Here is a 22,436-nt window from a genome sequence, read left to right on the forward strand (position 1 = left end):
AATGATATGATAGGTAAAATAATTAGAATGGAGAGAATAATAAACCGTGAAACAGGCAGAACGGTCATAGTACCAATGGACCATGGAGTTTCAATAGGCCCAGTCCCCGGCTTACTGGACATGACCAAGACAATAGACCAGGTAGCCACAGGCGGAGCCAACGCAGTCCTAATACATAAAGGGATAGTTGTAACAGGACATAGAGGATACGGGAGAGACATAGGCTTGATAGTCCACCTTTCAGCCAGCACAAGCCTAGGACCAGACCCAAACCATAAAGTCCTCGTAACCTCTGTAGAAAAGGCTCTGAAACTCGGAGCAGATGCAGTATCAGTGCACGTCAACGTAGGATCCGAAAGAGAGCCTGAAATGTTATTAAAACTTGGAACAGTAGCGGAAACTTGTGATGAGTGGGGCATGCCCCTCATAGCAATGATGTACCCACGGGGTGAAAAAATCGAAGACGAACACGACCCAGAAGTCGTTAAACTCGCGGCAAGAGCCGGGGCAGAACTCGGAGCAGATATCATAAAAACTAATTACACAGGAGACCCCGACACTTTCAAGGAAGTTGTTGAAGGATGCCCAGTCCCAGTGGTCATAGCAGGAGGACCTAAAGTCGAAACAGAAGAAGAATTACTACAGATGGTTAAAGATTCCGTGGAAGCTGGCGGGGCTGGAGTAGCCATTGGAAGGAACATATTCCAGGCAGAATCCCCAGAGAACATGACAAAAGCCATAGCAGCCATAGTACACGATGAAATAGAAGTTGATGAAGCACTCAAAATGCTATAGGGGGAGTGTTAGCTGCCCCAATTTTTTGGGGGGGGTGTGTGGAGCTTGCAGTTAGCCCTAAACCCAGGATCCACCCCCCACAGTGGGGGGGAATAGCAGACTATTACAAATAGAGGGTTAGAAACCCCAAATAGAGTTTCTTTTAAAGCTTCACACTATCTTCAACCATCCTGCTCTGGATAGAAGAGTGCCTTCAAGGGCGAGGGCATCTACATGATACTTTAAAGTTTTTCGGAGGTGAGAAGCCCCTGCGGATAAAAGTCTCAAGCAGGGGCTTGAAAGATGAAATTTGCTTGGATAAAAACACCGGAAATTGAATGGGAAGAGAAAAAAACCCTTATAACCACCGCTCTCGAATCGGGTATAGACCACGTATTAGACCGGGAAGACGTTGAAACGATACACAAACTCGGGAACATAAAAGTCATAGCCGATGACGAAGACGCCGACATCATACTGGTAGGGGTTAATGGTGAAGGAGACGGCACATTCCCACTACCCAGCAACCTAGAAGACTCAAAGGATCTCATGGCCGCGAAGAGCCTTAAAAGGCAGGGAAAACCCATAGCAGCTTATGTGGAGATAAAGGGTAAACGGTATGAGGAGCTTGCAAGACTCCTTGGCAAGACTGTGGACTACCTCATCCTAGTAGGAAAAGACTGGAAGATAATACCACTTGAGAACATAATAGCAGACCTCCAAGAGGAGGATGTTAAACTAGTAGCAGCAGTAGCAGATGAAAAAGAAGCTAAAACAGCCCTGGAGACCTTGGAACATGGAACTGATGGTGTTCTCATAGAACCGGAAGATCCATCACAGATAAAAAAGATCGCGAAACTCATCGAAGATATAAAGATGGGCTACTATGAACTCAAACCAGCCACTATAACAAGGATAGAACCAGTAGGATCAGGTGACAGGGTCTGCGTAGACACTTGTTCGATAATGAACATTGGCGAGGGAATGCTCATAGGCTCATACTCCCAAGGATTATTCTTAGTCCATAGCGAATCCCTAGAAAGCGAATACGTGGAATCAAGACCATTCAGGGTTAACGCAGGCCCAGTACATGCATATGTGATGACACCAGATCATAAAACCAAATACCTTTCAGAACTTGAAGCAGGAGATGAGGTTCTAGTTGTTGACAAGGATGGTAAAACAAGACCAGCTATAGTTGGCAGGGTTAAAATCGAAAAAAGGCCCCTGCTCCTTGTCGAGGCAGAATATGAGGGCATGAAACTAAGAACACTATTACAGAACGCCGAGACAATACGCCTAGTCAATGAGAAAGGCAAGCCAGTGTCGGTTTCAGAGTTAAAAGAAGGTGATAAGGTACTAGTACATGTTGAGGAAGCTGCAAGACACTTTGGAATGGCCATAAAAGAGGCCATAATCGAAAAATAGGTGGGATAATCTACGTATAAGGTGGAGATCATAAGCCCCCAAGAAAAGGACGATAAGCTTGATGAGCTCGCAGACAAGGTATACTTTGAAAGAAAGGCTAACATTCATGGTGCTTGTGTCAAACTTTTAACAGATAATAAAAATTTCAAGGAGGAGTGGGAGGACAATTTCAAGTTCATGAACGAGGATATAAGACCCCATGCTAAAGTATTCACTGTGGAAGATGGGGGACCCCTTAGAGTATTCTATGAGCCTCTCTCCAAGACTAGCATAATCCTCAACTGCGACTATTATGGTTGGGTTAAGAGCATAGCACTCGCCACGATCGCAGACTTCTTCGAGGACTACCATTCAGAGCATAGAAGATACTCAGTCCATGGCTCGGCTGTTGACTGCCACGGACAAGCTCTGGCGATCATAGGCCCCCCAGGGACTGGGAAAACAACACTCACATATGGTCTCCTCTTAAATCCTAGATACAATTATGTTTCTGATGACTGGTTTTTCACGCGCATATTCGTGAATGGTGTAATAGTATACTCATCAGAGAAAAACTCCTATATACGCGATGATATAGCAGATTCCTGGGACGAATACAAGGATCTCATAGCCGAGGTGAACCTAGACAAGAAGAAGAGAGGGATAGCTGATGTTAACAGATTATTCAATGGTAGGATCAGGGAAACATCCAATCTCAAGGCAATAGTACTCCTTGAGAGAGACCTTGATGATGAGCCATTTAAAAAGCTTACAAGCAAAGAAGCCCTCAATCATATGAAAAAGAATGACTTCTGCAACCCCCACCAACTTATAAAAGATGAGAGAAAATATAAACTCAGACTAAAATTTTTCAAGGAAATATTCCATAAAATAGAAGTCTACTTACTTAACACTATCGAAACACCCAAAGAAAGCCTGGAAAGAATAAAAAACATACTATGAGGTCTAAGAGTATGGAGAAAATAAGAAGCTTCCTTGCAATTGACGTGGACAACCCCCTCAAAGACAAGATAATAGAAGTCCAAAAAATCCTAGATGAGGCTAACGCCCAATTAAAGTTCGTAGAACCAGAAAACCTACACTTCACCCTAAAATTCTTCGGCCAAATAAACAATAACATGATAAAAGAACTTTCAAGGATAATCAAGGAAAAGATAGGATCATACAAACCATTTAAGCTAAAAATAGAAGGCATAGGGGTCTTCCCAAATAAAAATTATATGAGAGTGATATGGCTAGGAGCAAAAAACCCCAAAAAATTCTCAGAAATCCAAAAAGCATTCGACGAACAATTCTCAAAGTTAGGATTCAAAAAAGAGAAAAGTTACATACCACACCTCACCATAGCCAGAGTCAAAGGGGGTAAAAACAAAGACAAGCTACTGAAAAAGATAGAAGAACTCGAAAACATCCAAATAGGAGAAATGCAAATAAAAGAACTAAAACTCAAAAAGAGCGAACTCAGACCAGAAGGACCCGTATACACCACCATCAAAACATTCAAACTATGATAAGAATGGACTACAAGAAAATACTCTCAAAGATAACACCAACAAGACAAGAAAAAAAAGCCGTTAAAAGATTCACCAACAAACTAATCAAAACCATAAACGACATAGCAGAAAAAAAGAATATAAAAGCTAAAGCCGAGCTCGTAGGATCAGTTGCCAAGGGCACCTGGCTCAAGGGAGAAGCAGACATAGACATATTCATAAAATTCCCCCTTAAAACACCAAAGGAAAAACTCAAAAAATATGGCCTACAACTCGGCCACGAATGCATAAAAACCATGAAAGGCCAAGCCGAAGAAAAATACGCCGCACACCCATATGTTACCGGCCACATAAAAGGATACGAAGTCGACATTGTACCATGCTACGATATAACAGACGCATCACAACTCAAATCAGCAGTAGACAGGACAATACTCCACACAAGATACATCAAAAAAAACCTAAAAAAAGAACAAATAAAAGAAGTATTATTACTTAAAAAGTTCATGAAGGCCATAGGAGCATACGGGTCAGAATTCAAAGTAGGTGGATTCGCAGGCTACCTCTGCGAACTACTCATAATAGCATATGAAAACTTCAAAGGAGTTTTGGAAGCCGCCGCACTGAAATGGAGAAAAGGCCAAATAATAGACATCGAAGGCCACGGCACCGGAAAATACTTCAAAAACCCCCTAATTGTTATAGACCCCACAGACAAGAACAGGAACGTTGCAGCAGCACTCACACAACAAAAACTTTCAGAGTTCATAATAGTGGCGCGCAACTTCCTAGAAAACCCAAAAGAAGACTACTTCCAAGAAATAAAATACTCACATGATAAAGAGAAGATCCACGCCAAATTCAAACAACGGGAAAGCAAATGCATCATCCTAGAATTCAACCCTCCTAATGTGCCAGCAGACACACTATACCCCCAACTGAAAAAGACCATGGACACTTTAGTATCACACCTTTCAAAAGAAGGATTCAAGGTGAACAGGAGCTCCTATTGGACCGATGAGAAAAAAAACAGCCTAATAATATTCGAATTCGAAACATGGAAACTACCAGCCTATAGAAAACATATGGGGCCTAGGGTCTGGTCAAAGAAGCACACAAGGAGATTCCATAAAAAGTATGGTGACAAGATTTGGATAGAAGGCGACCGCCTCTTCGTAGAAAGAAAAAGAAAAACAACCAGACCAGAAACATGCCTTAAAAGCCTCCTCACTGAAATAGAATACCTAGGCGTTGGGAAACACATAAAAAAGGAGCTCAAGAAAGGTTACAAGATCATTGACATAAATAAATACCTTGAGGGTGAACAATCACAAGAGGCCCTAGAATTCTTGGACGCTTTCCTAAACCCTGGAAAGCACCTGTGGAGATCCTAGGATCCCTCCTTCACAAAATCAGGCACAGCATCCTCCAAAGGGTCGAAACTTTCAAGATCCTTTACATAAGTACAGATCATACTAACCTTAGAGTGCAATGAACTGGGAAGCCTCAATATCCTCTTAAGATCCACAGTTACCTTAGCATCCACAAGTTGCAGATTCAATTTCGCAACAGACCCAATCAACCTATCATATACCCTAGGTCCTATAACACCCTTAAATTCACCCCACTTATCAGATTCTATAAGATCCCTATACTCCATGATCTTATTCATTGTCTGACGCGTTATATCCTCAATCTTTTCATCCCCACTCAAATGCAAGATAATATAACGGCTCCTCTCCGTGAAAACCCTAGGATAACCCAACGGGGCCATGAAATGGTCCAGACTACGCATCCTACCATCTAAGCCCGTGTATAAAAGCCTTGGGACGTCCCCGCCCATAACATATCTCAGTATCTGGCCTCGAACCTCAGAATCTAACCTAAGTATGGTGGGATCTAATACACGTATATGATAACCCCTACCAGAGTATACGACGTGGATTTCCTGTAGGCCAAGATCATCCCTAAGGGTGTCTATGATCATGGCCACTATCTCTTTCGCCTGATCAAGACATTCTTCACACACATTATCACAACCGCATGGCCTTACTGGGATGTCCTTAGCGTCAACATCAAATACTAGTTCTGATGATATCCAACCTTCACGTTTCCATGGCTTATCATATAAAGCTACGGAAGAGTAGGCAGCATATGGGGCCCTATACCTCAAGAATTTTTTGAGGAGTTTTTCATCACGGAAGAACCGGTACCTGTCATTGGGGCCCTGGCCCGTATGGTCAAATCCAAATTCTCTAAGGTGGATATTCTCCCTTATAAAAGCTGGTATCTTTTCTGGTTTCCATTCCCTCGTATAATATTTTTTTCTATCTTCTGGTGTTGCCTCTTGGAATATCCTTATCACCCCCCTCATTTTTTCTTTTTTTTTGCCATCTTTTCCTGTTGTAGTAGGTGAGGGGGTTTTGGATTTTTTCGCATAGGCTGTCGGGCTTGCATACTACGGGTAAGTGTATTTTTATTTTTTCGCAGCTCATTGGAGTGTACCATTTGGTTTCCCCCTCATTTTCTAGGCTTGGTGTTTCATGTAATCCGAATCCGAGTTTTGCTGTGATGTTAAGTTTTTCTTGGGGGTCATCTTGGAATAATGGTGGTTCACAGTTGTCAGCGGCTTCATATATCATTGGTAATATCTCATTTAGGGTTATGTTGAGGGTTGGGTCGAAGTCTGAGACTTTATGCGGTTTCCTGTCTTTGAAGACCGAAGGGTATAATCTTGCATAGGATAGGAACCCAGTTAGTAGTAATACTATGGCATCGTTTCTGTTACCGGCACGGACGCCTTTTATGGTATTTTTTATGCATGGTGGGAATGCGTCAAAATCTAGTTTGGAGGCTTTTATTGTCCTTGCCCCTGTCTTCTTGGGGATGAAAAACTCTCTGCTTATCCTCTCCCTGATTTTTTCAGCCAATCTTGTTAGTATGGGGTGTGGTTCGATTTTCGCAGCCATTTCATGGACCTTGTAGAGGTATTCTTGGGTTTCTTGCACTATAAGTGCTGGTATGATTTTTTCTCTTATGGCGTTGATTACTTGTTGGGTTCTTCCAGTGGCTGATTTGTCTAGGATGACTTCACCATCTTTGAGGATTAGCTCGGTTAGTTTTATCCTCCTGTTTTCTAGGAGTTTTTCCAGTTGGGTCCAGTGCGGTGTTTCACTATCTAACATTTCCCTTAGGATCTTGGATATTACACGCTCCCTTTCTCGGCTTTCAATCCTTAAAAGCCTCTCCTTCACTATTTCAGCCTCTGATTCCATGAATATGCGACTTTCCCTGGAATTTGGGTTGAATTTCGCCCCTATGGCTTGTGCGAGCACATAGAATGTTATAACATCAAATTCTGCTATCTGTGGGTTGAAGAGGAATCTGTAATATCCTGGCTGATACCTTTGATAGCCCTTTTTCTCCAAGTACCATTCAATCCTCTTAATCGCGAATTCCCAAAGGCTTCCAGGTATCCTGGAATCATCATCAAGCCTCTGGCCCCTCGTATACTCTATGATATTAAGGAGCCTTGCATCCTCCTCCATGATCCTGTCAAGATCTCCGCTAGCTTTTACAAGCTCTTTTGCCTCTTGTGAAAATGGGTTTATGAAAACTGTTGACACCATCGCCATTGGCCCCCCCTAAAACTCGAGATAGTATCCATCCTGTGCAAGCTAAAGATAGAAATCCATTAATCTCTTGATCTGTTGGTTTGGTTGGTCTCATTTTGTATTGCTGTTGTATTGTCTACGGGGATTGCACGTTTTTGCAACCATACTGGCTGGAATGTAGGGTCTTTTATGATGTTCATTTTTTCTTCCTTTATGATTTGTGGCGCTTCTATTTTGGGAATTTCGGCGAATAATACTACCGCTGATGCTGATCCATAGGCTATTAGCGCTACCATTAATATTATAAATATTCTTCCAAGTTTTCCCGAGTTCAAATTTATCAAACCCCCAATATCTTCTTTTTTTAATCTACAAGATAAATATAATGGGCTGAAAAAAATCTCCATGGGGGGTAGATCACCCCCAGTCAGATAGAAGGAATTATATGGGAGGGCTGTTATAAAGTTCCTATATGGATTCTCAGCTTTTGAAGAGAGAATTTTTGAGAAAATGTGAGGAGTTTGGGATCAGCCTTGTGGGTTTCGCGCCAGCTGATAGGTGGGAAAATCCTCCAAGGGAGCTTCCGCACAAATTTTCTAAGTGGATACCTGAAGAGTTCCATCCCAGATCGATATACCCTGAAGTCACTACTGTTATTGTGATAGGATTCCCCATCCAATTACCCATATTGGAAACAGCACCATCTATCTACTATCATGAATTATATAAGACTGTGAATTCCTTGTTAGATCTGAGGGCCTATGAACTTTCAGTTTTTTTGAATGATAAAGGTTATCCTTCCATTTATCTGCCTAGGGATGGTTATGCCGGTATAGATGTGTTACTTGAAAAACCTTTTGCCTTTTTCTCCCATAAACATGCAGCTTATCTCGCTGGTTTAGGCTCCTTCGGGCAGAACAATCTCATTCTAACCCGAGAATATGGGCCAAGGATAAGATTCACTTCCATATTCACCTGTGCTTCAATAGAACCAAATCCTCTAAGAGTCGAGGATTTATGTACAAGGTGCCTTAGGTGTGCGAAGAGCTGTCCAGTAGGGGCCATACAAACAGAAGGAAAGTTCCCACCACCTATAGATAAAAAACTCTGTGCTATGAGAAGCGCTAAACTTTGGAGTAAACATAAATCGCCCTGTGGCATCTGTATCAAAGTTTGTCCCGTGGGCAAGGATAGGAAACTATTTAATCGCACTGACATGTCCATATATGATGGAAAAGGCCCCAGAGAGTATGGGAGGGCCTGGGCCCATGTGCGAAAATATGGGACTTTTTGATTTCTCACCCGAAAATGTGAATTGGAGCTTTTATAGAGTCAGCCATAATTATTGGAGTATGCTGATTATTTGCAGTTATATATTACTTTATGGATTGTAGCCAGCTAAAAACCCTATTGTATTGTGCTGTTGAGTATTCTTTCTTCGTTTTCAACAATCCCCCAGGATTCGCAACTTTTACTACTATTTTGAAATGTTGGGCTTCTGAATGTTCTATTCTCATTAATAAGTCTGCAACTGTCTTCAAACCTTATGGGTTTTTTGATGCGATATTCCTAAATTCGAGGCTGTGGTTCATTATATTAGTGACATGATCTCTAAAGATTTCATAGGTTCTTGAAGAATATTCTCATTTGATTTGTTACTTTTATCATTTCTTCTGGGTCAATTCTACCATAAATCTGGTATTTAGTGGCGTATTGCTGGGTTTTCCCGGGAGGTTGGGTTGGCTAAGTCTGTTGTCCAGGCGCAGAGGAATATGAATGGTTCTGGATTCTCTCCTGGCTTGAAATGCCATATATAGCATGTTTCTTTCGGGAAACTGCTTGAAATTTTCTTTAATGTTTCATTTAAGTCTTGGAGTGTCATTTCATTTGGGCTGGCGAGAATCATGATTAGAAGGGTTGGGACGGTTTCTTTCAGCTGGGCTTGCAGCCGGCTTAGAGTGGTTGAGGCTGTCTTTCGTAAAGTTTTTCCTGTTCCCACTACCCAACTTGCAAGCTTTGGGGTTTGCCCTGCGGGTAGGGTAGGTGAATATGGGTAGGTGCACCCGCCCTCGAATAGGTAGGGGCACAATAGACAAGGCCCGGGAATGAGGAGGTCTATGCCAAGGTGAGAGAATGGCTCGTAAACCTCAAAGTTCTCTTTTACTATTTTTGCTGACAGCCGCCTCAAGGGATTGTTCTTCCAGGGACAGGGACGCATTTTATTCAACTTCTATTGGGTGAGTCTGAGCGGAATCTTCTGCAAAATACTTGGTAAAGGCCCGGCTATCCCCTCGCACGGTAGGGCAAAGAGCATGGTCTTGTTTACTGGGAACTTTAAAAGCACCATTAGCAGGATCTATTGCACTTATCATTAGTTGTTTTTACTTTTAAGCTCCCAATACATCCCCCAAAAAAAGTGTAGGAGATGATAAAAATGTTGAGGTCATTTCTACTACTAGTTTTAGTAGCATTTTTGCTCGTAAATGGAGTATCAGCGACTATAAGATAGTAATTTATCATATTTAACTTTTTCGCCCTAGTTCAAAGACTCATAAAAAAAAAGATTCTTAGAAGCGTTTAGAGGAGAACAAGCGAAGAAAATTGGATGGTCTATACTTTTTCATTTCACCTAGGTGTGGGGGTTGCCGAGCTCTTATATTAGACTTCGAGAGTAGATGAATAATAATTTGGATTAAAAAAGGGGCAGCCTGCAGCCTCCAAGATGGTTTTATTTTTTTGGTGTCTCGTAGCCTTTCATGGGGGAATGGTTGACTCTTGAAAACTTGATCGCATTGTCCTTCTTTTTCTTGAATCAGCCTGTGACAGTAACTCCCGTTTAACTTCTCTATAACGGACAAAAAGTTTATATAAATAATGTGTGGGGTATATATCGGTATTTTTTTTATCATACTGGGGTAATGCTATGTTGGGGTGATGTATGTATTGTGTAAGACAGGTTTAGTGGTGTTTTGGGATTGTCTGGGTGATATAGTTAAGGTAAATGGAGGGTGTGTTTTATGATGAGAATGGAAAGAACAATAACTTTGAGGATAGATGAGAATTTATATAGGGCCTTGAAGAAGCAAGCAATAAAAGATGAAAGAACCATATCACAAGAAATAAGGCATGCCATCCGCGAATTCCTCAAAAATAAAAATAGAAGAATAACTTAAATAATACGCTCTTCATATCCTACACCATAAAATTGGAATCACAGATAAATGGGGAGAATTAATTAGAGAAACTATAAGTCTATAGAGAGCTAATTAGAGGTTACAAAGCATAAGTGTAACTTCCGTGGTCCAAGTTTTCTTACAGTTCATTACAAACACTATTGTGCCTGTCCTAATTGGATTGTTCGCGCCTCTGGGCATGGGAATTTTGATTATCTTGTGTGATCTCCCTTTTTAGAAAAAAGAAAGTTATTTATGGATGGGGTGAAGACAATTTTATAGATATAATACTGGATAAGAAGAATATCTTACATGACTGAATACACGCATATGTTACACATAAAAAAATTAAAAATGATTTCATTGAATTTTTACATGAATTAGAACAAAAAGTGAGATCATATCTTAAAATTCCAACTGCAAAATATTGACTCCATTACAAAATGACTCTATAGAAAACGAGTTCACCAATGTAAAATGATACTTAGAAAAACTATTCTCGGGATACTTGTCCTGATATCTGCATAATGTCAAAATCATATGCACTTTCATACTCTGTAATCCAGTAGTGATCTAATAATCTCCGTGAATCACAATGCAAGAATGAGGAAACCATTATACAACCGTAGAAACAGCCGCATCAGTAATAAAACGGATAATGGACGATAAAAATTATTCCAAAAGCAACCGGCAGAAATACAGTGGAAACACAAGCTCAAAAACATCTATATATACATGCACATAAAAGCCTCATCGAAATAGGTAAAACATGATTTCTACAAAGCCAAATTAAAATATTTTTTCACTCCCTCCACCATTCAAAAAAAAAAAGATATACCACGGCCCAAAACATCTTCCCCTTAGAAACCACATAAAAGACTAAGCAGTAAAAAATAAAAAGAAAAAACTGCCTTTAAATGCTTTTGCGCCCTGCTAGGAAGTATCCTGCTCCTACCAATGATACTAGGATTATGATCCCAGCAACTGCGTATACTGGCAATCCAGAGCTTGTCCCTGACACTCCACCAGCTTTACTCACCTCATAAACTCTAGCAGACGCTCCGGGACCTTGCCCTGCACCAGCAGCCGCGGCCCCTCCAGCTGCAACCACCCCTTCCACTCCTGGACTACCAGCTTGACTTCCAATCCCAGGACTGCCAGTATAACCCGGCGTTGGCCCTGCATGTCCAGTAGAAGATCCTGAAGTCCCTGGGGTAGGAATTCCTGGCTGTCCTGGACTTCCAGGCGCTCCTGGAGTCCCTGTTGATGCGAACGCAGCATTCATTGTAGCCCCGTAGAGTCTTGTTTTAACTGCGCTTACAAGGTCTGGATTTATGTATTGCATTGTCCACTGCATCATGGCGATGTTGCCACAGCTGCAGTCGCAGCATGAGACGCCGTATTTTGAAATTAGTGAGGCCCATGTGTTTGCAACGAAACTTAATGTTCCAGTGTCAGTTTTCCAGAATCCCTTGTGGGCCATTGTAAGGAGTTTACCTGTAATTTCTATCATTGAATAGGCGTTGGTGCCTGTTGAGAGCCAGTTTGTCACTCCAATGTTGTATTTGTCTCTTAGGTAGACGTCAACTACGGTGTTCCACATTTCATTGGTAATGGCGTCTGTTCTTAGCACGTTCCAGCCTGCCATATTGCTTATGAATTGGCTGGAAATGTATGAAGCTCCTGCCGGTCCTTGGACCATCATTTCTTTGATCCATTGAGGATTAAACAGCTTTGTTTGGAGGTCACGGTTTATGAATTTGGCCAATGTCTCCACTGCCGGTTTAGAAGTGTCTATCTGGTTCAGTATGAATAGTCGTGGCGTTTTACCACTTACTTTCTCTACTGCGATACTGAAGCCTCCCAGGAATTCATAATTGTGGTCTAAATCGAGTATTCCTCTTACATTTGTTGATCTTGAATGATAGACTCCTTGGACGTCGGCGAGTCTCATCTGGAATACTTCTCCTAATGGGGTTCCCTGGTCGTCTTCTCTGTAGGCGTATTGCATGTCGTGTATGTAGGAGTCTGCGAGTTCGAGACGATCGTTCCATGTCCATGCCAGTTGTGGCCCTTCACGCACGCCCTTGGCTCCCCATTCTCCTATTGGTGGCCCGAATATTCTTGTTATAGCCATCTTACCTGCTTCCTTTGCTGGCACTCCCGCTTCTAATAGCCTTTTAACGTCTTCTAGCCAGTGTTGGGCAATGTAATTCATTTCTAGCGGATCATTTCCAGGGATGAATAACTTTGCCTTTTCTATTGTTTCCATTGTTGCGTCTAGTGCTGTTTTCAATTTCTGGGCCATTGGTTCATTGGATATTTTGGCAAGTAAAATATTATAGGATGTTGCAAGGGCTACTCTGGATGCTCTGTCGAGGAGTTGGACGCATTGTGGAAATGTTTCCCTGAATATCCCTGATATGGTTACGATCACGTCTGTTCGTGGTCTTCCAAGTTCCTCTAGTGGTATGGCTTTAATGCCTATGACGTTTCCGCTGTGTTGTGTTTGTTGTTGATAGATTGGTTCGAGTCCGAGTAGGTAGAGTATGAATCCGATGGTTCCTCCGCTGTCTCTTTGCGTTTCTGTAGCCCATAGTATTACTCCAAGTTGTTCTGGTGTTGTTTCATATGCCTTTAGTGCTTCTTCAGCCATTTTTTTGCCATTGAGATATGCGTCCCAGTATGGGATTTTTTGCGGGTCTAGACCATAGAGGTTTCCGCTTGTTGGTAAGGCGTTCGGCGTCCTCACAGGATCGTTACCTTGACTTGGTGGGATGTATCCGCCGTTTAATGCTTTTATGAGCATTTCACGTTCTCTTTCTGGGCTTATTTTTATGTTGTGGACGTATTCGTATATTTTTTGTAGTGCTTGGATTTCGGTGTCTGTAAGGTTTCCCTTGATTGTATTTTGCAGTTCTTCTATTATCCTGTTTAATTCTGTTCCTGTGTAGAATTTTTCTATGATTTCTCCCAGGTTTAGTGGAAGTGTTTCGATGGCCTTGGCTGGGCTGATGAACTGGTTTTGCCCTATACCTATGCAGTTTATCTTCTCTGCCATTGTCGTGGCAAGGGCTGTGACCTGTTCCAGTGTCCAATCTTTTCCAAAGGTGTGTAAACCTAAAGGCGTGGTGGTACTTTCAAGTTCTATGATGTAGTCATGGATTTCATCGATCACTTCCGCGGCTGAAGCGTTCAAGTTTATGAAAGCGTTTAATTGAAGTTTCAAAGCGGACTCTTTTATCATTTCAAAAAGCTGTTGCCTCTGCGCCTCCTCCGTACTTGTCATATACCTTTCCGTTAATGTTTTAAGTGCTATGAGGTCATCGTTTAACGCTGTGAGCGCGAATGGTTGTGTAAGATGACTGATGATAACTGCTAACCCCCTTCTTTTGGCATGCAGTACTTCGCCAACACCATCCATTGTGTAAATGTAGATTGATGGCATGGCCCCTATGCAGATGTCTGGATAATCTGCATTGGAAAGTGCCACGTCTTTTCTAGGTAACCATTCATATGTTCCGTGTCTCCCGAGGTGTATTACAGCATCTGCTTTGAATTCTTCTTGTAAGTATGCATAGAATGCAAGATACTGATATGGTGGCGGAACTACTGTACTATGGTATAACATGCCAGGGTCTGTGTAGCCTCTCTGGGGTTGCGGGGCCAGGAAAACGTTACCTAGCATTATCCCTGGTATTATGAAATATTTTGTCCCATTCTTTTCTATTGTCATGATATTTCCTGGTGGTTGACCCCACCCTGAAAGGCCGGGTATCTTTAGTGCTATGAACGAATCTTTGATACTTTGTAGTTCACTTAATCTGTCATTCCCCTGTAATATGTCTTTAAGTACATCGTATGCCTTTTCTAGGAGCAGCGTCGCATTTGAATACTGATCGTTGTTTAGTGTTGCTTTCATTTCATCGATGGTTGAAGTCATTTTCTTGTACCAATTGTTGATCAGGTTATTTGCGGTGTCGAGGAACTCTGGCGTCCTGTTCCTTGTTGTGAATATCTTTTTTGCTAAGCATTCTATGTAACCAAATGGTCCTTCTTCCATTTCTTTCCTAGCGATTTCCGGCAATTTCTTGTACCAGTCCATGAACTTGTCAACTGGATAAAGTATTGCATTTTCTGCGAATTTTTCAAGTTCTCCGGGAGCCCACGTTGCAACGTTTATACCCCTTTTTATAAGGAGGTCAATAAGTTCATCAATGTTTCCTGGTATGCCTGTTATGTTGTATCCATTTTCTTTTAGCAAATTGAGTATTGTTAGTATAGATTCTGGCCCGTTGAGCGAATCCGCACTTGCAATATTCTGTTTCCCTGGGGGATAATTATAGTAGATTAATGCAACCTTTTTTTGAGAGTTTGGAAGGTATCTGAGTTTTACCCAGTTGTTTACAATTTCTGCGAGTCTAGCTACTCTTTCTTCTATGGGCTTGGTTAGGGTTAAAAGGAGGCCGGTCTCTGGACAAATTAAAATTTCTGTTGTGGCCACTGTTATTGGCACTATTTGTCCTTGGGTTTCCTTGAGAGCCATGCCATTGGCTGTGAACCAGTCGCCACCTTCCGAGATTTCCCATGTGTCCTTGTCTTGGGATGATGTTATAGGCTGGAATACTAGTATGTTATATGTTTCAAGGAGTTTGTCGATGGTTGATCGTGAGGTTTCACCTCCAAGAAGCCATGTGAAGTTTATTGTCGCGTCAACGCGACTTTTCCCTGTTTCAGTATCAATGAAATATTCGTTCACGCCTCGGAGTGTGTTCACGCCACTTACAGGGTTTCCCTGGGCGAAGAGTACCATGACGTTGAGTCTCTGCTTTTCTAGCTCTTCTACGAGTTTATCGAATAATTCTGTGTCTCCTTTTTCCCATGTGGTTGACATCCATGCTACTATACCAACCCCTGGCCTTTCGGGTTTAAGATATAGGTTGCTGTATTCTGTGAAGTTGGTGTAGAGTTTGCCATTTCTATAAAGTCCGTATTGCGGTACTGGTACTGGTTTATTGTATGTGAATCCTTTTTCTGGGTAGGCTGTTGCTAGTATGTAGCGGAGCATTTGTTCACGATTTTCGATGGACGCTGTTTCTGTAACCCAGTATTTACGCACTTCAAGGAGGGAGTATAAACTAGGGTATGTTCTTTGAAGGCCTGTGATAACTTGTACTGGCGTGCTTGAATAACTTATTGCTGTGTAGATTTGTTGTATTTGTTGATCTGTGAGTGGTGTTCCGTTCCTATCCACGAACTTTGTGCCATTTATGTTTGTGAGGCGCACAATCGGGAAGCAATAGTATGGACATGGTTCTGCTATCACCGTTTTTCCTTGGAGTTTTCCTGTGGCGTTCAAATTTAGGATGGTGTCTGATAATGCTCCCGATTGAAGATTATTTAAGTAGATTATGTGGCTCCATTCTACGAGTTTTGGTATTTCAGTGAGGTTCTGGTTTGCTTGTGAAACACTCCTGATCTGGAATTTCACATTAGGATACTCTCTGGATACTCTTTCTGCAGGTATTTGGTATTGTCCAGCACTTACATCCCATGATATTATTAGGAAATGAACTTCATCATCTGTACTGTTATTGGTTGAATTTATGGTTTTTTCACCGTGAACTCCTGAAATCATTAGAAACAGTGTCAGCAACGTAATTAAGAAATATTTCTTCAAGTTTTCACCTCCTTTACATTCAATTTATTTAAATTTTTTTGGATGGAATATCAGGACCCATCGAAATTAATAATGACATAATATTATAGTTATACTTTTCGTTATTACATTGTTTAAAAAATTGTAGAATTTTATAATACTTCAATGAAATTAAAAAATACAAAAAGGGGGACTTTAATTATTTTCTATCAATGAGCTTCTATACCAAAAAAATAGCTAAATACCACAATAATTTAGGACTTCAATTTTTTGGCTCTATGGAAATCATATAAAAAGATCATTATCACCGTTTGAAGATACTTCGCTTACGTTTCGCGAATATGCGGAGTCTGTAAGGGTTTTTTGGGTGCTTAAGCGAACCGCATGCTCACTGTTATGTGTAATGCTAAAATCATTCCTTTTTCTCCTTTCTTTTACTAGATAAACATAGTAAAGCATGAAAAACTCTATCAGCGGCAGCTTGATCGAAATCCTGTATTTGGCTTATACCATGACATATATTATTCCGAAGATTCCATCCTCTTTGATCAGTAAATAATGTTCTGAAATAGAGGCATATATCTTCTCCTAAAGCATTGATAATTTCATCATCCCTTAATAAGTTATCAAGTGTTTTGTAATGGAAACCACCAGAACGAGAGGGCTTTAAAACCGGTAATCCACTCTCTTCTGCTAAATTTCTGATTAATGCTTCAATTTGTGGAACTAAGATATGTAAAGCGACAAGGTAATCATTACGCAAATAAGCTTTTATGCCTCGAACAAAGAAATCTTTTCTCTTTTCATCAAATATAGGCGATTCATAAAAATAATTTACAATACTTTTAGTGTCTAAATTAAATTTCTTTATTAAAACCTCTAAAGTTTCTCGTAAAAAAGGAGACATCATCCTCATATTTTGTGAAATTTGAAAAACTATGCGCCCTTCCTTATCTTCTTCTAGTGAACCTACCTCAGCTATTATACGTCCTTCTCTATCCAAAATTTTTTGAGTAGCAGAGGAAAGAACAGGAGATTTTTTATAAAGGTCTTTTAATTGTTGCATGACTTTCTCTTTCCTTGGAATGTAATATACAGCAACTCTTGTCAAAGCTGTTTTTAAATCACCTTCAATTAAAGTATTAATAAATTTCTTAATTTCTTCATTAGAGATTTTTACACGCGTCTCCACCTTCAATCCTGACTTCCTCTTTTTTCCCACTTCTCTAATTTTAATTAAAATTTTATTTGCTTTATCCTTTAAGCCATATTGTAAACAAAGAGAATATAATTCTTTTAGCCAAATACTTATGACAAATGGCGAGACTTGATCTGCCTGTTTTTGAATCATAACCTCGAGTTTAGATAATATGTTTCTTATTTGGTACCTTTCGCTCTTATAGTAATCCATCAATAAAAATGCGACGGATTTAGCCGTATTATAATCATTCCCTTTTAATAATCTTTCAAATCTTTCTTCTAAACTTTTAATAATCCTTTGTTCTTTATTTTCACTTATTTGCACCTTTTTATTTTTCACAAGAAATTCATAAGAAAAACATAAAGCTGGCTTGTCATCCTCTGCTATCTTTTCTTCATAAGTAATAATTGCATCTACTAGTTTATCTATCCGCTCTTTATCATTAATACTCAAGGCAAGAGATAATGCGCGTTTTAATTTTATTATTGTATCTTTTGTGTGTTTGTGTAAACCTTTTTCTGCAATTTCTATAACGCTATCTATAAAAATTTGCGCAATTAAATAAGGAGGTTTTTCTCCTTTTATTTTCCTCGAAAAATCCCAGACCAAATTTGAATATCTTGCTTTAAAAACGGGATGATTAGATTCTTTAGCTCTCTTTTCCCAATAAGAAATAATATCTGGAGTTATTTCTTGTATACTTGGATGTTCAACTGTCCTCCCGTCTTCAGCTGATAGGACAAATTTTGGCCCGAAATAGGTGCCCCATCCCGACTCATCATCGAGGTGATTTTCAGCAAAATCAAAAGCCATTCGCTCCCAGAGCAAGACCCTTGGAGGGTTACACCCAAACTTTGCTTTTATAAAATCTATAATTCTTCCAGATATTTTATATTCTGATACCTGCCCTAACGTAGATTCCATTTGTTCCAGAAACCTCCTTATCCCATTCTCGTTATTAGATTCATTATTTTCATCCATTAAACCTTCCCCTGTAAATGATGGAAAGATCACGGATATTAATCACAAACTTGAAAGATGATCTTCCATGCTAATATAATGAAACAAGTTAATAAAAATTTACACAGCGTTCAAAGTGGGACTAAGAAGGCTCTGCCCTAGTCGAAGCATAAAAGATACACCCAAACACCAACTAATGGCTCTTTCATACTTGAAGACCCGCTTAATGATTAAAGTACTGTGAATCTACACTATTATTTAATACCAATTCTACTCTTGGATACTCAGAAGTTTGAAAGAAAAAGAGGGTGAATCCCTTTCCATTTTCTTTTTAAAATTTGATGATCACTCTTTTTTAAATTAACAAGATTGAACGCTTTCCATCTGGTTAAGCTTTCAAAAAACAGTTTTTTCTAGCATTAATAGAACTCCAAAAATTTTAGTTCTGTTGAAACTAAGAAGCCTTTTTTTCTTAGCTAAAAAAGATAGTGAAAGCCCTTGACAAGAAAATCAACGAAAATTGTGTGAAGTATACACTAACATAGCCTACTAAAAAAATCGACCAAAACTTTATAGCAATCTTAGAAAAAGTTTCGGAACCCTTTCCTGCTAAAGTATAAGACGAGAGAAAAGAGGGATCCCCCCAAAATTAATCTGCATCCATTTAGTTGCATCTTGTAAAATTGGAAATAGGTGGACTTTTCTGATGGGTTCAAATATTTTTCTAAAAAGGGGAGATCGCACACAACAATCAAAAAATAATTCCCGCGGGGATGGGTGGGCGGGTACAATATGGTTTGTGTGTATCAAGGGAAAAGATGTCGTTGCTTTTTGGCAAATCCCCAAATTGTGCCTTTTTGTAGGTAAGACAGGCCCCTCGTTGCTCTTGCAACACCAACCAGAAATAGTATCTCATCTTAAGAAAGTTTGTATGGAGGCACTTTAAAAACTGGATTTTTCTTATGTAACATGTTTACGTGTACATGTTGTTACATAAGACAAGTGTATGATATAAAGGAAGCCGGCCGTTGATAGTCAACTTATTCCTTTTCGAACCTGCTTTTTTGGGAAGAAAGGGAGACTAGAGTTGTGAACAATGCTACTTCTCATTCCAGGGCATGTTATGAGCTCATTGTGAAAAAACAGAAAGGCCTGCGGTTATCCTTTGCAACAAAACTTAAATATTGAAGCTAATATATTGTTTCTTTGGATGATAGGGACTATAAGGCCTCTAGGTGTAATTTATGCATATAGAAGGTCATAGATCGGATCAAAGTGTAGGGAAGAAGGAAATAGAGAGTAGGTGGAAAGTAGATGGAGAGTACAAGGATGGCACTTTGATTTTAGACGATGATATAACATTAGAGATGGAGGCTATTAAACCTTGGGATTACTCTTCCCCTATTTCTCCATATTTTCATGGGGAGGATAAGAAGAATGGGAGGGGAATTACCCTTTTTGAAGTTATTAAAAAGGATCACGATATCAAGAAGAAGAAAGAGATTGAAATTTTTAAAGCGAAAATGGCTGTTTTAGGTGGTAAATTTAAAAATAAAAAATTTGAGCGTTTGGAAGTCCAGTATTGTCCTTGTGTTTGGTATAGTTTCATAATGGGATTAGATCATCCTGACGAGTTCTTTGAACTTAAGGATTATAACTTCACTTGTGAAGTCGATGATGCAAGATTGAGGATATATGCAAGAGATACAGGTGATCCTCTTATTGGGGCTGAATTATCAGTTTCAGTGGAGCCAAGGGAACCTAAAGATTTTAGGGCATGTTTAGATTACATAGGGACACTTGAAAGGGTATTGTCCCTAATTTTCTGTGAATTTTTAACCCCACAAGAAATTGAAGGGAAGATAGAAAACAAAGAAGTGGAGGTATACTCTGCTCTTTCTAAAAAACCCATTCATAAAAAGAAAAAGAGATTTGAAGAAATTCGACCAAAAGGGATGGTGGAGAATTTTAGAAAAGATAAATTTCAAAGAATACTCGAAAAAGTTGAAAAAGACTTTGAAAAATTTAAAGGCATATCTTTCCTTTATTTTTGGCCAATGTACTTTGATGATTCCAAGTTAGAATTCCTGATATACGCAACGGCCCTGGAGGGATATTGTAAAAACTTCCATGACTCGCAAGTAACATTATACAGAACATTGGAAATAATCCAAGAAAAGTACTTAGATCTTTTCATCCCAGAAAATGAAGAAGGATCAAAGGCCATCGACAAATTACAAAAAATAATCGGAAATACAGATAACTCCAATGAATTTAAATCTGTTTTCGGGGAATTTTTTGAATGTGTCCGTATTACAAGGAACTGGATAGCTCACGCCTTTTACCCCAAAGGTCAAGAAGACAAAATAATCCATGAACCAAGACATTTAAACTATGCCAATCAAGTATTGAGAATGATATTAAGACTTCTTTTACTCCACCAACTTTGTTTCGAAAAAGAAGAAATTAGAAATTACAGGAATTGCGAATATTACGTATTAAATCGTTTAGAAATCTTTTAGCATGTAAAATAGCTTTAACTTTCAATCCTATCCAGACTATCTTCAGAGGGATACTAAAGAGTGTCATAGGGACTCTTCTTTAAATAATACATCGCAATTTTCCTCGACCCTCTCCTCTATGAGAATAATGAGTATCAGGAAATGATGGACTTGTCTTGGATTTGAATTTTTACAAGCTGAGCCTACGAACTCCTATCCCAAAGTTCAGACTTATATTCTTTCACTGGGTATTCTTCGTTTTGGATACCTATAACGACATATTAACGCGCCCAGGTCTATCATTCTATAATTGTAAACGTCTGACTCCTTTTGAAGCACTAAAATTTCTGCTATTCTCTTTAATTCTTTTCCTTTAACATTAAATGTTCTACTAATTACTCTCTCTACATTAGAATCTATTACTGGCCTTTGGAATCTTATGAGCCATGTTTAAAATGGCCGAAGCAATATAATCTCCCATTCCTGGAATTTTGATTAAAACTCCGTATTCATCAGGAATTTTACCATTAAAATTAGACCATATATTCCAATATTTCTTTTAATTGTTTAGCACGTTGCCTATATAGTCCAATAGGACGTAAAAACTCTTCTAGTTCCTCATATTTTGCTTTAGATAATTTAAAATATTAGGATACCTATAAAGAAGTCTGTGTATACTCTTAAGGCTGCGGTAGAAGTTGCCCTTTTTAAAAGTATTTCCGAAATTAATATTTTATAAGGGCTTCTATTCACTCTCCAAGGAAATTTTCTACCTTGTGACTTTCCCAATAGACTATGGAACGTGCCCCATTCGTCCTTGATAGCCTTAGCTCTCTCTGTTGAGTCATGCATCCACTATTCCTCCGATCCTAATATCTCTCTAACCTTATTAGCTATTGCATAGGATAAAGTTGGTGGAACAGCCTCCCCTATCTTCCTATATTTATCAGTTACAGAACCTGGAACCAGCCAATCAACCAACAGAAAACCTTGGATTAATTTGTATTCATTTATACTCAGAGGCCGGTCTTCCCATGGGTGAACTATGATCCTACCCTTCATTGCAGGGCTTGTTACTAATGTAGGTGAAGGCTCAAACCATGATAATCGCCTATAAAAACCCATTCCTTGGCTTGATTTTTAACTGTCGGTTATTGATTACTTCGTTTACAGCGAACGATCTAATCTACTTAGTGTGCTAAAAAACATTATGTATATAAGCTAAGATCGAAAAAACATCCAAGAAAAAAATTAAATGAAAGATCTCCCGGCCTATTTTTTTGCTTTCAATGATTTTATGATGTCCTCAGCGACATCAGTATGTAAAACATAGCACGCTACTAAGAAAGTTCTCCCGTTCTTCTGGAAAACGTAGAATTTCGTCCTAGTAGAATCATCATAGTATGTGGTACAGTGCACATCTCCGATTATCTCATCTAAAGGTCCTGATCCGGTGACTAGCTTCAACATCCTCTGGGCTAGTACTAGCATAGGCATTCCCATGAATCTCTCTCCTTCTTTCTGAATCATTACATGTTCATTTTCATCAATCTCTCCGGGAGGATAATGCCTGATATTCCAGTCTTCGGGGTATTCAAATGACATACCATTAAAGGTCCTTTTTGGAGTTGAT

17 protein-coding genes are annotated in these 22,436 nt (G+C 39.6%); 8 read left to right on the forward strand and 9 right to left on the reverse strand.

What is annotated here, in order from left to right; genetic code table 11:
• The first annotated feature begins 6 nt into the window (after positions 1 to 6).
• The 5 genes from ACZ5XX_RS07835 to cca all read left to right on the forward strand — a co-directional run bounded on the left by ACZ5XX_RS07835 (position 7) and on the right by cca (position 5,089).
• On the forward strand, positions 7 to 795 hold the full coding sequence (locus ACZ5XX_RS07835; protein ID WP_464584156.1) for a 2-amino-3,7-dideoxy-D-threo-hept-6-ulosonate synthase: 789 nt from the start codon (positions 7 to 9) through the stop codon (positions 793 to 795).
• Positions 796 to 1,077: 282 nt separating this feature from the next.
• Positions 1,078 to 2,202, forward strand: coding sequence for a 3-dehydroquinate synthase II (locus ACZ5XX_RS07840; protein WP_464584158.1), 1,125 nt, complete (start codon positions 1,078 to 1,080; stop codon positions 2,200 to 2,202).
• 21 nt (positions 2,203 to 2,223) lie between these two features.
• Entirely contained in the window at positions 2,224 to 3,144 is a 921-nt protein-coding gene (locus ACZ5XX_RS07845) for a hypothetical protein (RefSeq protein WP_464584160.1), read from the forward strand.
• Positions 3,141 to 3,713: an RNA 2',3'-cyclic phosphodiesterase gene (thpR, locus tag ACZ5XX_RS07850; protein ID WP_464584162.1), complete on the forward strand. Its 573-nt coding sequence runs from the start codon at positions 3,141 to 3,143 to the stop codon at positions 3,711 to 3,713. Before ACZ5XX_RS07845 ends, thpR begins: the two co-directional genes overlap by 4 nt.
• Positions 3,710 to 5,089, forward strand: coding sequence for a CCA tRNA nucleotidyltransferase (gene cca / locus ACZ5XX_RS07855; protein ID WP_464584164.1), 1,380 nt, complete (start codon positions 3,710 to 3,712; stop codon positions 5,087 to 5,089). Before thpR ends, cca begins: the two co-directional genes overlap by 4 nt.
• Here cca and priS read toward each other — a convergent pair.
• From priS to ACZ5XX_RS07870, 3 genes are read right to left on the reverse strand one after another with little or no spacing between them, the layout of a single operon-like run.
• A complete protein-coding gene (priS, locus tag ACZ5XX_RS07860) occupies positions 5,086 to 6,051 on the reverse strand; it encodes a DNA primase catalytic subunit PriS (protein ID WP_464586330.1) in 966 nt (321 codons plus the stop codon). The genes cca and priS overlap by 4 nt on opposite strands.
• Positions 6,023 to 7,330 (reverse strand): DNA primase, encoded by a 1,308-nt coding sequence (locus ACZ5XX_RS07865; RefSeq protein ID WP_464584166.1) that lies wholly within the window; start codon positions 7,328 to 7,330, stop codon positions 6,023 to 6,025. The genes priS and ACZ5XX_RS07865 overlap by 29 nt, the downstream gene beginning before the upstream one ends.
• A 59-nt stretch (positions 7,331 to 7,389) precedes the next feature.
• Entirely contained in the window at positions 7,390 to 7,644 is a 255-nt protein-coding gene (locus tag ACZ5XX_RS07870) for a hypothetical protein (RefSeq protein ID WP_464584168.1), read from the reverse strand.
• A 137-nt stretch (positions 7,645 to 7,781) separates the two neighbouring features.
• On the opposite strand from ACZ5XX_RS07870, the gene ACZ5XX_RS07875 reads away from it, so the two are divergent.
• Positions 7,782 to 8,603 carry a 4Fe-4S binding protein gene (locus ACZ5XX_RS07875; protein WP_464584171.1) on the forward strand — a complete coding sequence of 274 codons (822 nt, stop codon included), beginning with the start codon at positions 7,782 to 7,784 and terminating at the stop codon, positions 8,601 to 8,603.
• Positions 8,604 to 8,685: 82 nt separating this feature from the next.
• Here ACZ5XX_RS07875 and ACZ5XX_RS07880 read toward each other — a convergent pair whose 3' ends face one another.
• The gene (locus tag ACZ5XX_RS07880; protein WP_464584173.1) at positions 8,686 to 8,850 is read right to left on the reverse strand and encodes a hypothetical protein; all 165 of its coding nucleotides are present in this window, start codon (positions 8,848 to 8,850) and stop codon (positions 8,686 to 8,688) included.
• Between the two features lie 161 nt (positions 8,851 to 9,011).
• Complete coding sequence (locus ACZ5XX_RS07885) at positions 9,012 to 9,497, reverse strand: hypothetical protein (RefSeq protein ID WP_464584175.1); 486 nt, start codon at positions 9,495 to 9,497, stop codon at positions 9,012 to 9,014.
• 829 nt (positions 9,498 to 10,326) lie between these two features.
• Here ACZ5XX_RS07885 and ACZ5XX_RS07890 point away from each other — a divergent pair.
• Positions 10,327 to 10,482, forward strand: a complete 156-nt coding sequence (locus ACZ5XX_RS07890) for a ribbon-helix-helix protein, CopG family (RefSeq protein ID WP_464584177.1) — start codon at positions 10,327 to 10,329, stop codon at positions 10,480 to 10,482.
• Between the two features lie 913 nt (positions 10,483 to 11,395).
• On the opposite strand, the gene ACZ5XX_RS07895 is transcribed toward ACZ5XX_RS07890, so the two are convergent.
• Together ACZ5XX_RS07895 and ACZ5XX_RS07900 are read right to left on the reverse strand one after the other, a co-directional pair.
• Positions 11,396 to 16,120 (reverse strand): cobaltochelatase subunit CobN, encoded by a 4,725-nt coding sequence (locus ACZ5XX_RS07895; RefSeq protein ID WP_464584179.1) that lies wholly within the window; start codon positions 16,118 to 16,120, stop codon positions 11,396 to 11,398.
• A 433-nt stretch (positions 16,121 to 16,553) separates the two neighbouring features.
• On the reverse strand, positions 16,554 to 18,323 hold the full coding sequence (locus ACZ5XX_RS07900; protein ID WP_464584181.1) for a DUF4209 domain-containing protein: 1,770 nt from the start codon (positions 18,321 to 18,323) through the stop codon (positions 16,554 to 16,556).
• Between the two features lie 1,223 nt (positions 18,324 to 19,546).
• Between ACZ5XX_RS07900 and ACZ5XX_RS07905 the strand changes: the two genes are divergently transcribed.
• Positions 19,547 to 20,824 (forward strand): hypothetical protein, encoded by a 1,278-nt coding sequence (locus ACZ5XX_RS07905; protein WP_464584183.1) that lies wholly within the window; start codon positions 19,547 to 19,549, stop codon positions 20,822 to 20,824.
• A gap of 834 nt (positions 20,825 to 21,658) precedes the next feature.
• On the opposite strand, the gene ACZ5XX_RS07910 is transcribed toward ACZ5XX_RS07905, so the two are convergent.
• Together ACZ5XX_RS07910 and ACZ5XX_RS07915 are read right to left on the reverse strand one after the other, a co-directional pair.
• Entirely contained in the window at positions 21,659 to 21,928 is a 270-nt protein-coding gene (locus ACZ5XX_RS07910; protein ID WP_464584185.1) for a DNA cytosine methyltransferase, read from the reverse strand.
• Between the two features lie 147 nt (positions 21,929 to 22,075).
• A complete protein-coding gene (locus tag ACZ5XX_RS07915; RefSeq protein ID WP_464584187.1) occupies positions 22,076 to 22,306 on the reverse strand; it encodes a hypothetical protein in 231 nt (76 codons plus the stop codon).
• Positions 22,307 to 22,436 lie beyond the last annotated feature (130 nt).

The organism is Methanothermobacter crinale (assembly GCF_055397825.1).

What these genes read in the sequence shown, in the direction of transcription:
- ACZ5XX_RS07835 (WP_464584156.1), top strand. Translation starts at nt 7, where the DNA reads ATGATAGGTAAAATAATTAGAATGGAGAGAATAATAAACCGTGAAACA.
- ACZ5XX_RS07905 (WP_464584183.1), top strand. Translation starts at nt 19,547, where the DNA reads ATGCATATAGAAGGTCATAGATCGGATCAAAGTGTAGGGAAGAAGGAA.
- thpR (WP_464584162.1), top strand. Translation starts at nt 3,141, where the DNA reads ATGAGGTCTAAGAGTATGGAGAAAATAAGAAGCTTCCTTGCAATTGAC.
- ACZ5XX_RS07910 (WP_464584185.1), bottom strand. Translation starts at nt 21,928, where the DNA reads ATGGGTTTTTATAGGCGATTATCATGGTTTGAGCCTTCACCTACATTA.
- ACZ5XX_RS07865 (WP_464584166.1), bottom strand. Translation starts at nt 7,330, where the DNA reads ATGGCGATGGTGTCAACAGTTTTCATAAACCCATTTTCACAAGAGGCA.
- ACZ5XX_RS07895 (WP_464584179.1), bottom strand. Translation starts at nt 16,120, where the DNA reads ATGATTTCAGGAGTTCACGGTGAAAAAACCATAAATTCAACCAATAAC.
- ACZ5XX_RS07840 (WP_464584158.1), top strand. Translation starts at nt 1,078, where the DNA reads ATGAAATTTGCTTGGATAAAAACACCGGAAATTGAATGGGAAGAGAAA.
- ACZ5XX_RS07875 (WP_464584171.1), top strand. Translation starts at nt 7,782, where the DNA reads ATGGATTCTCAGCTTTTGAAGAGAGAATTTTTGAGAAAATGTGAGGAG.
- ACZ5XX_RS07890 (WP_464584177.1), top strand. Translation starts at nt 10,327, where the DNA reads ATGATGAGAATGGAAAGAACAATAACTTTGAGGATAGATGAGAATTTA.
- cca (WP_464584164.1), top strand. Translation starts at nt 3,710, where the DNA reads ATGATAAGAATGGACTACAAGAAAATACTCTCAAAGATAACACCAACA.
- ACZ5XX_RS07900 (WP_464584181.1), bottom strand. Translation starts at nt 18,323, where the DNA reads ATGGATGAAAATAATGAATCTAATAACGAGAATGGGATAAGGAGGTTT.
- ACZ5XX_RS07915 (WP_464584187.1), bottom strand. Translation starts at nt 22,306, where the DNA reads ATGGGAATGCCTATGCTAGTACTAGCCCAGAGGATGTTGAAGCTAGTC.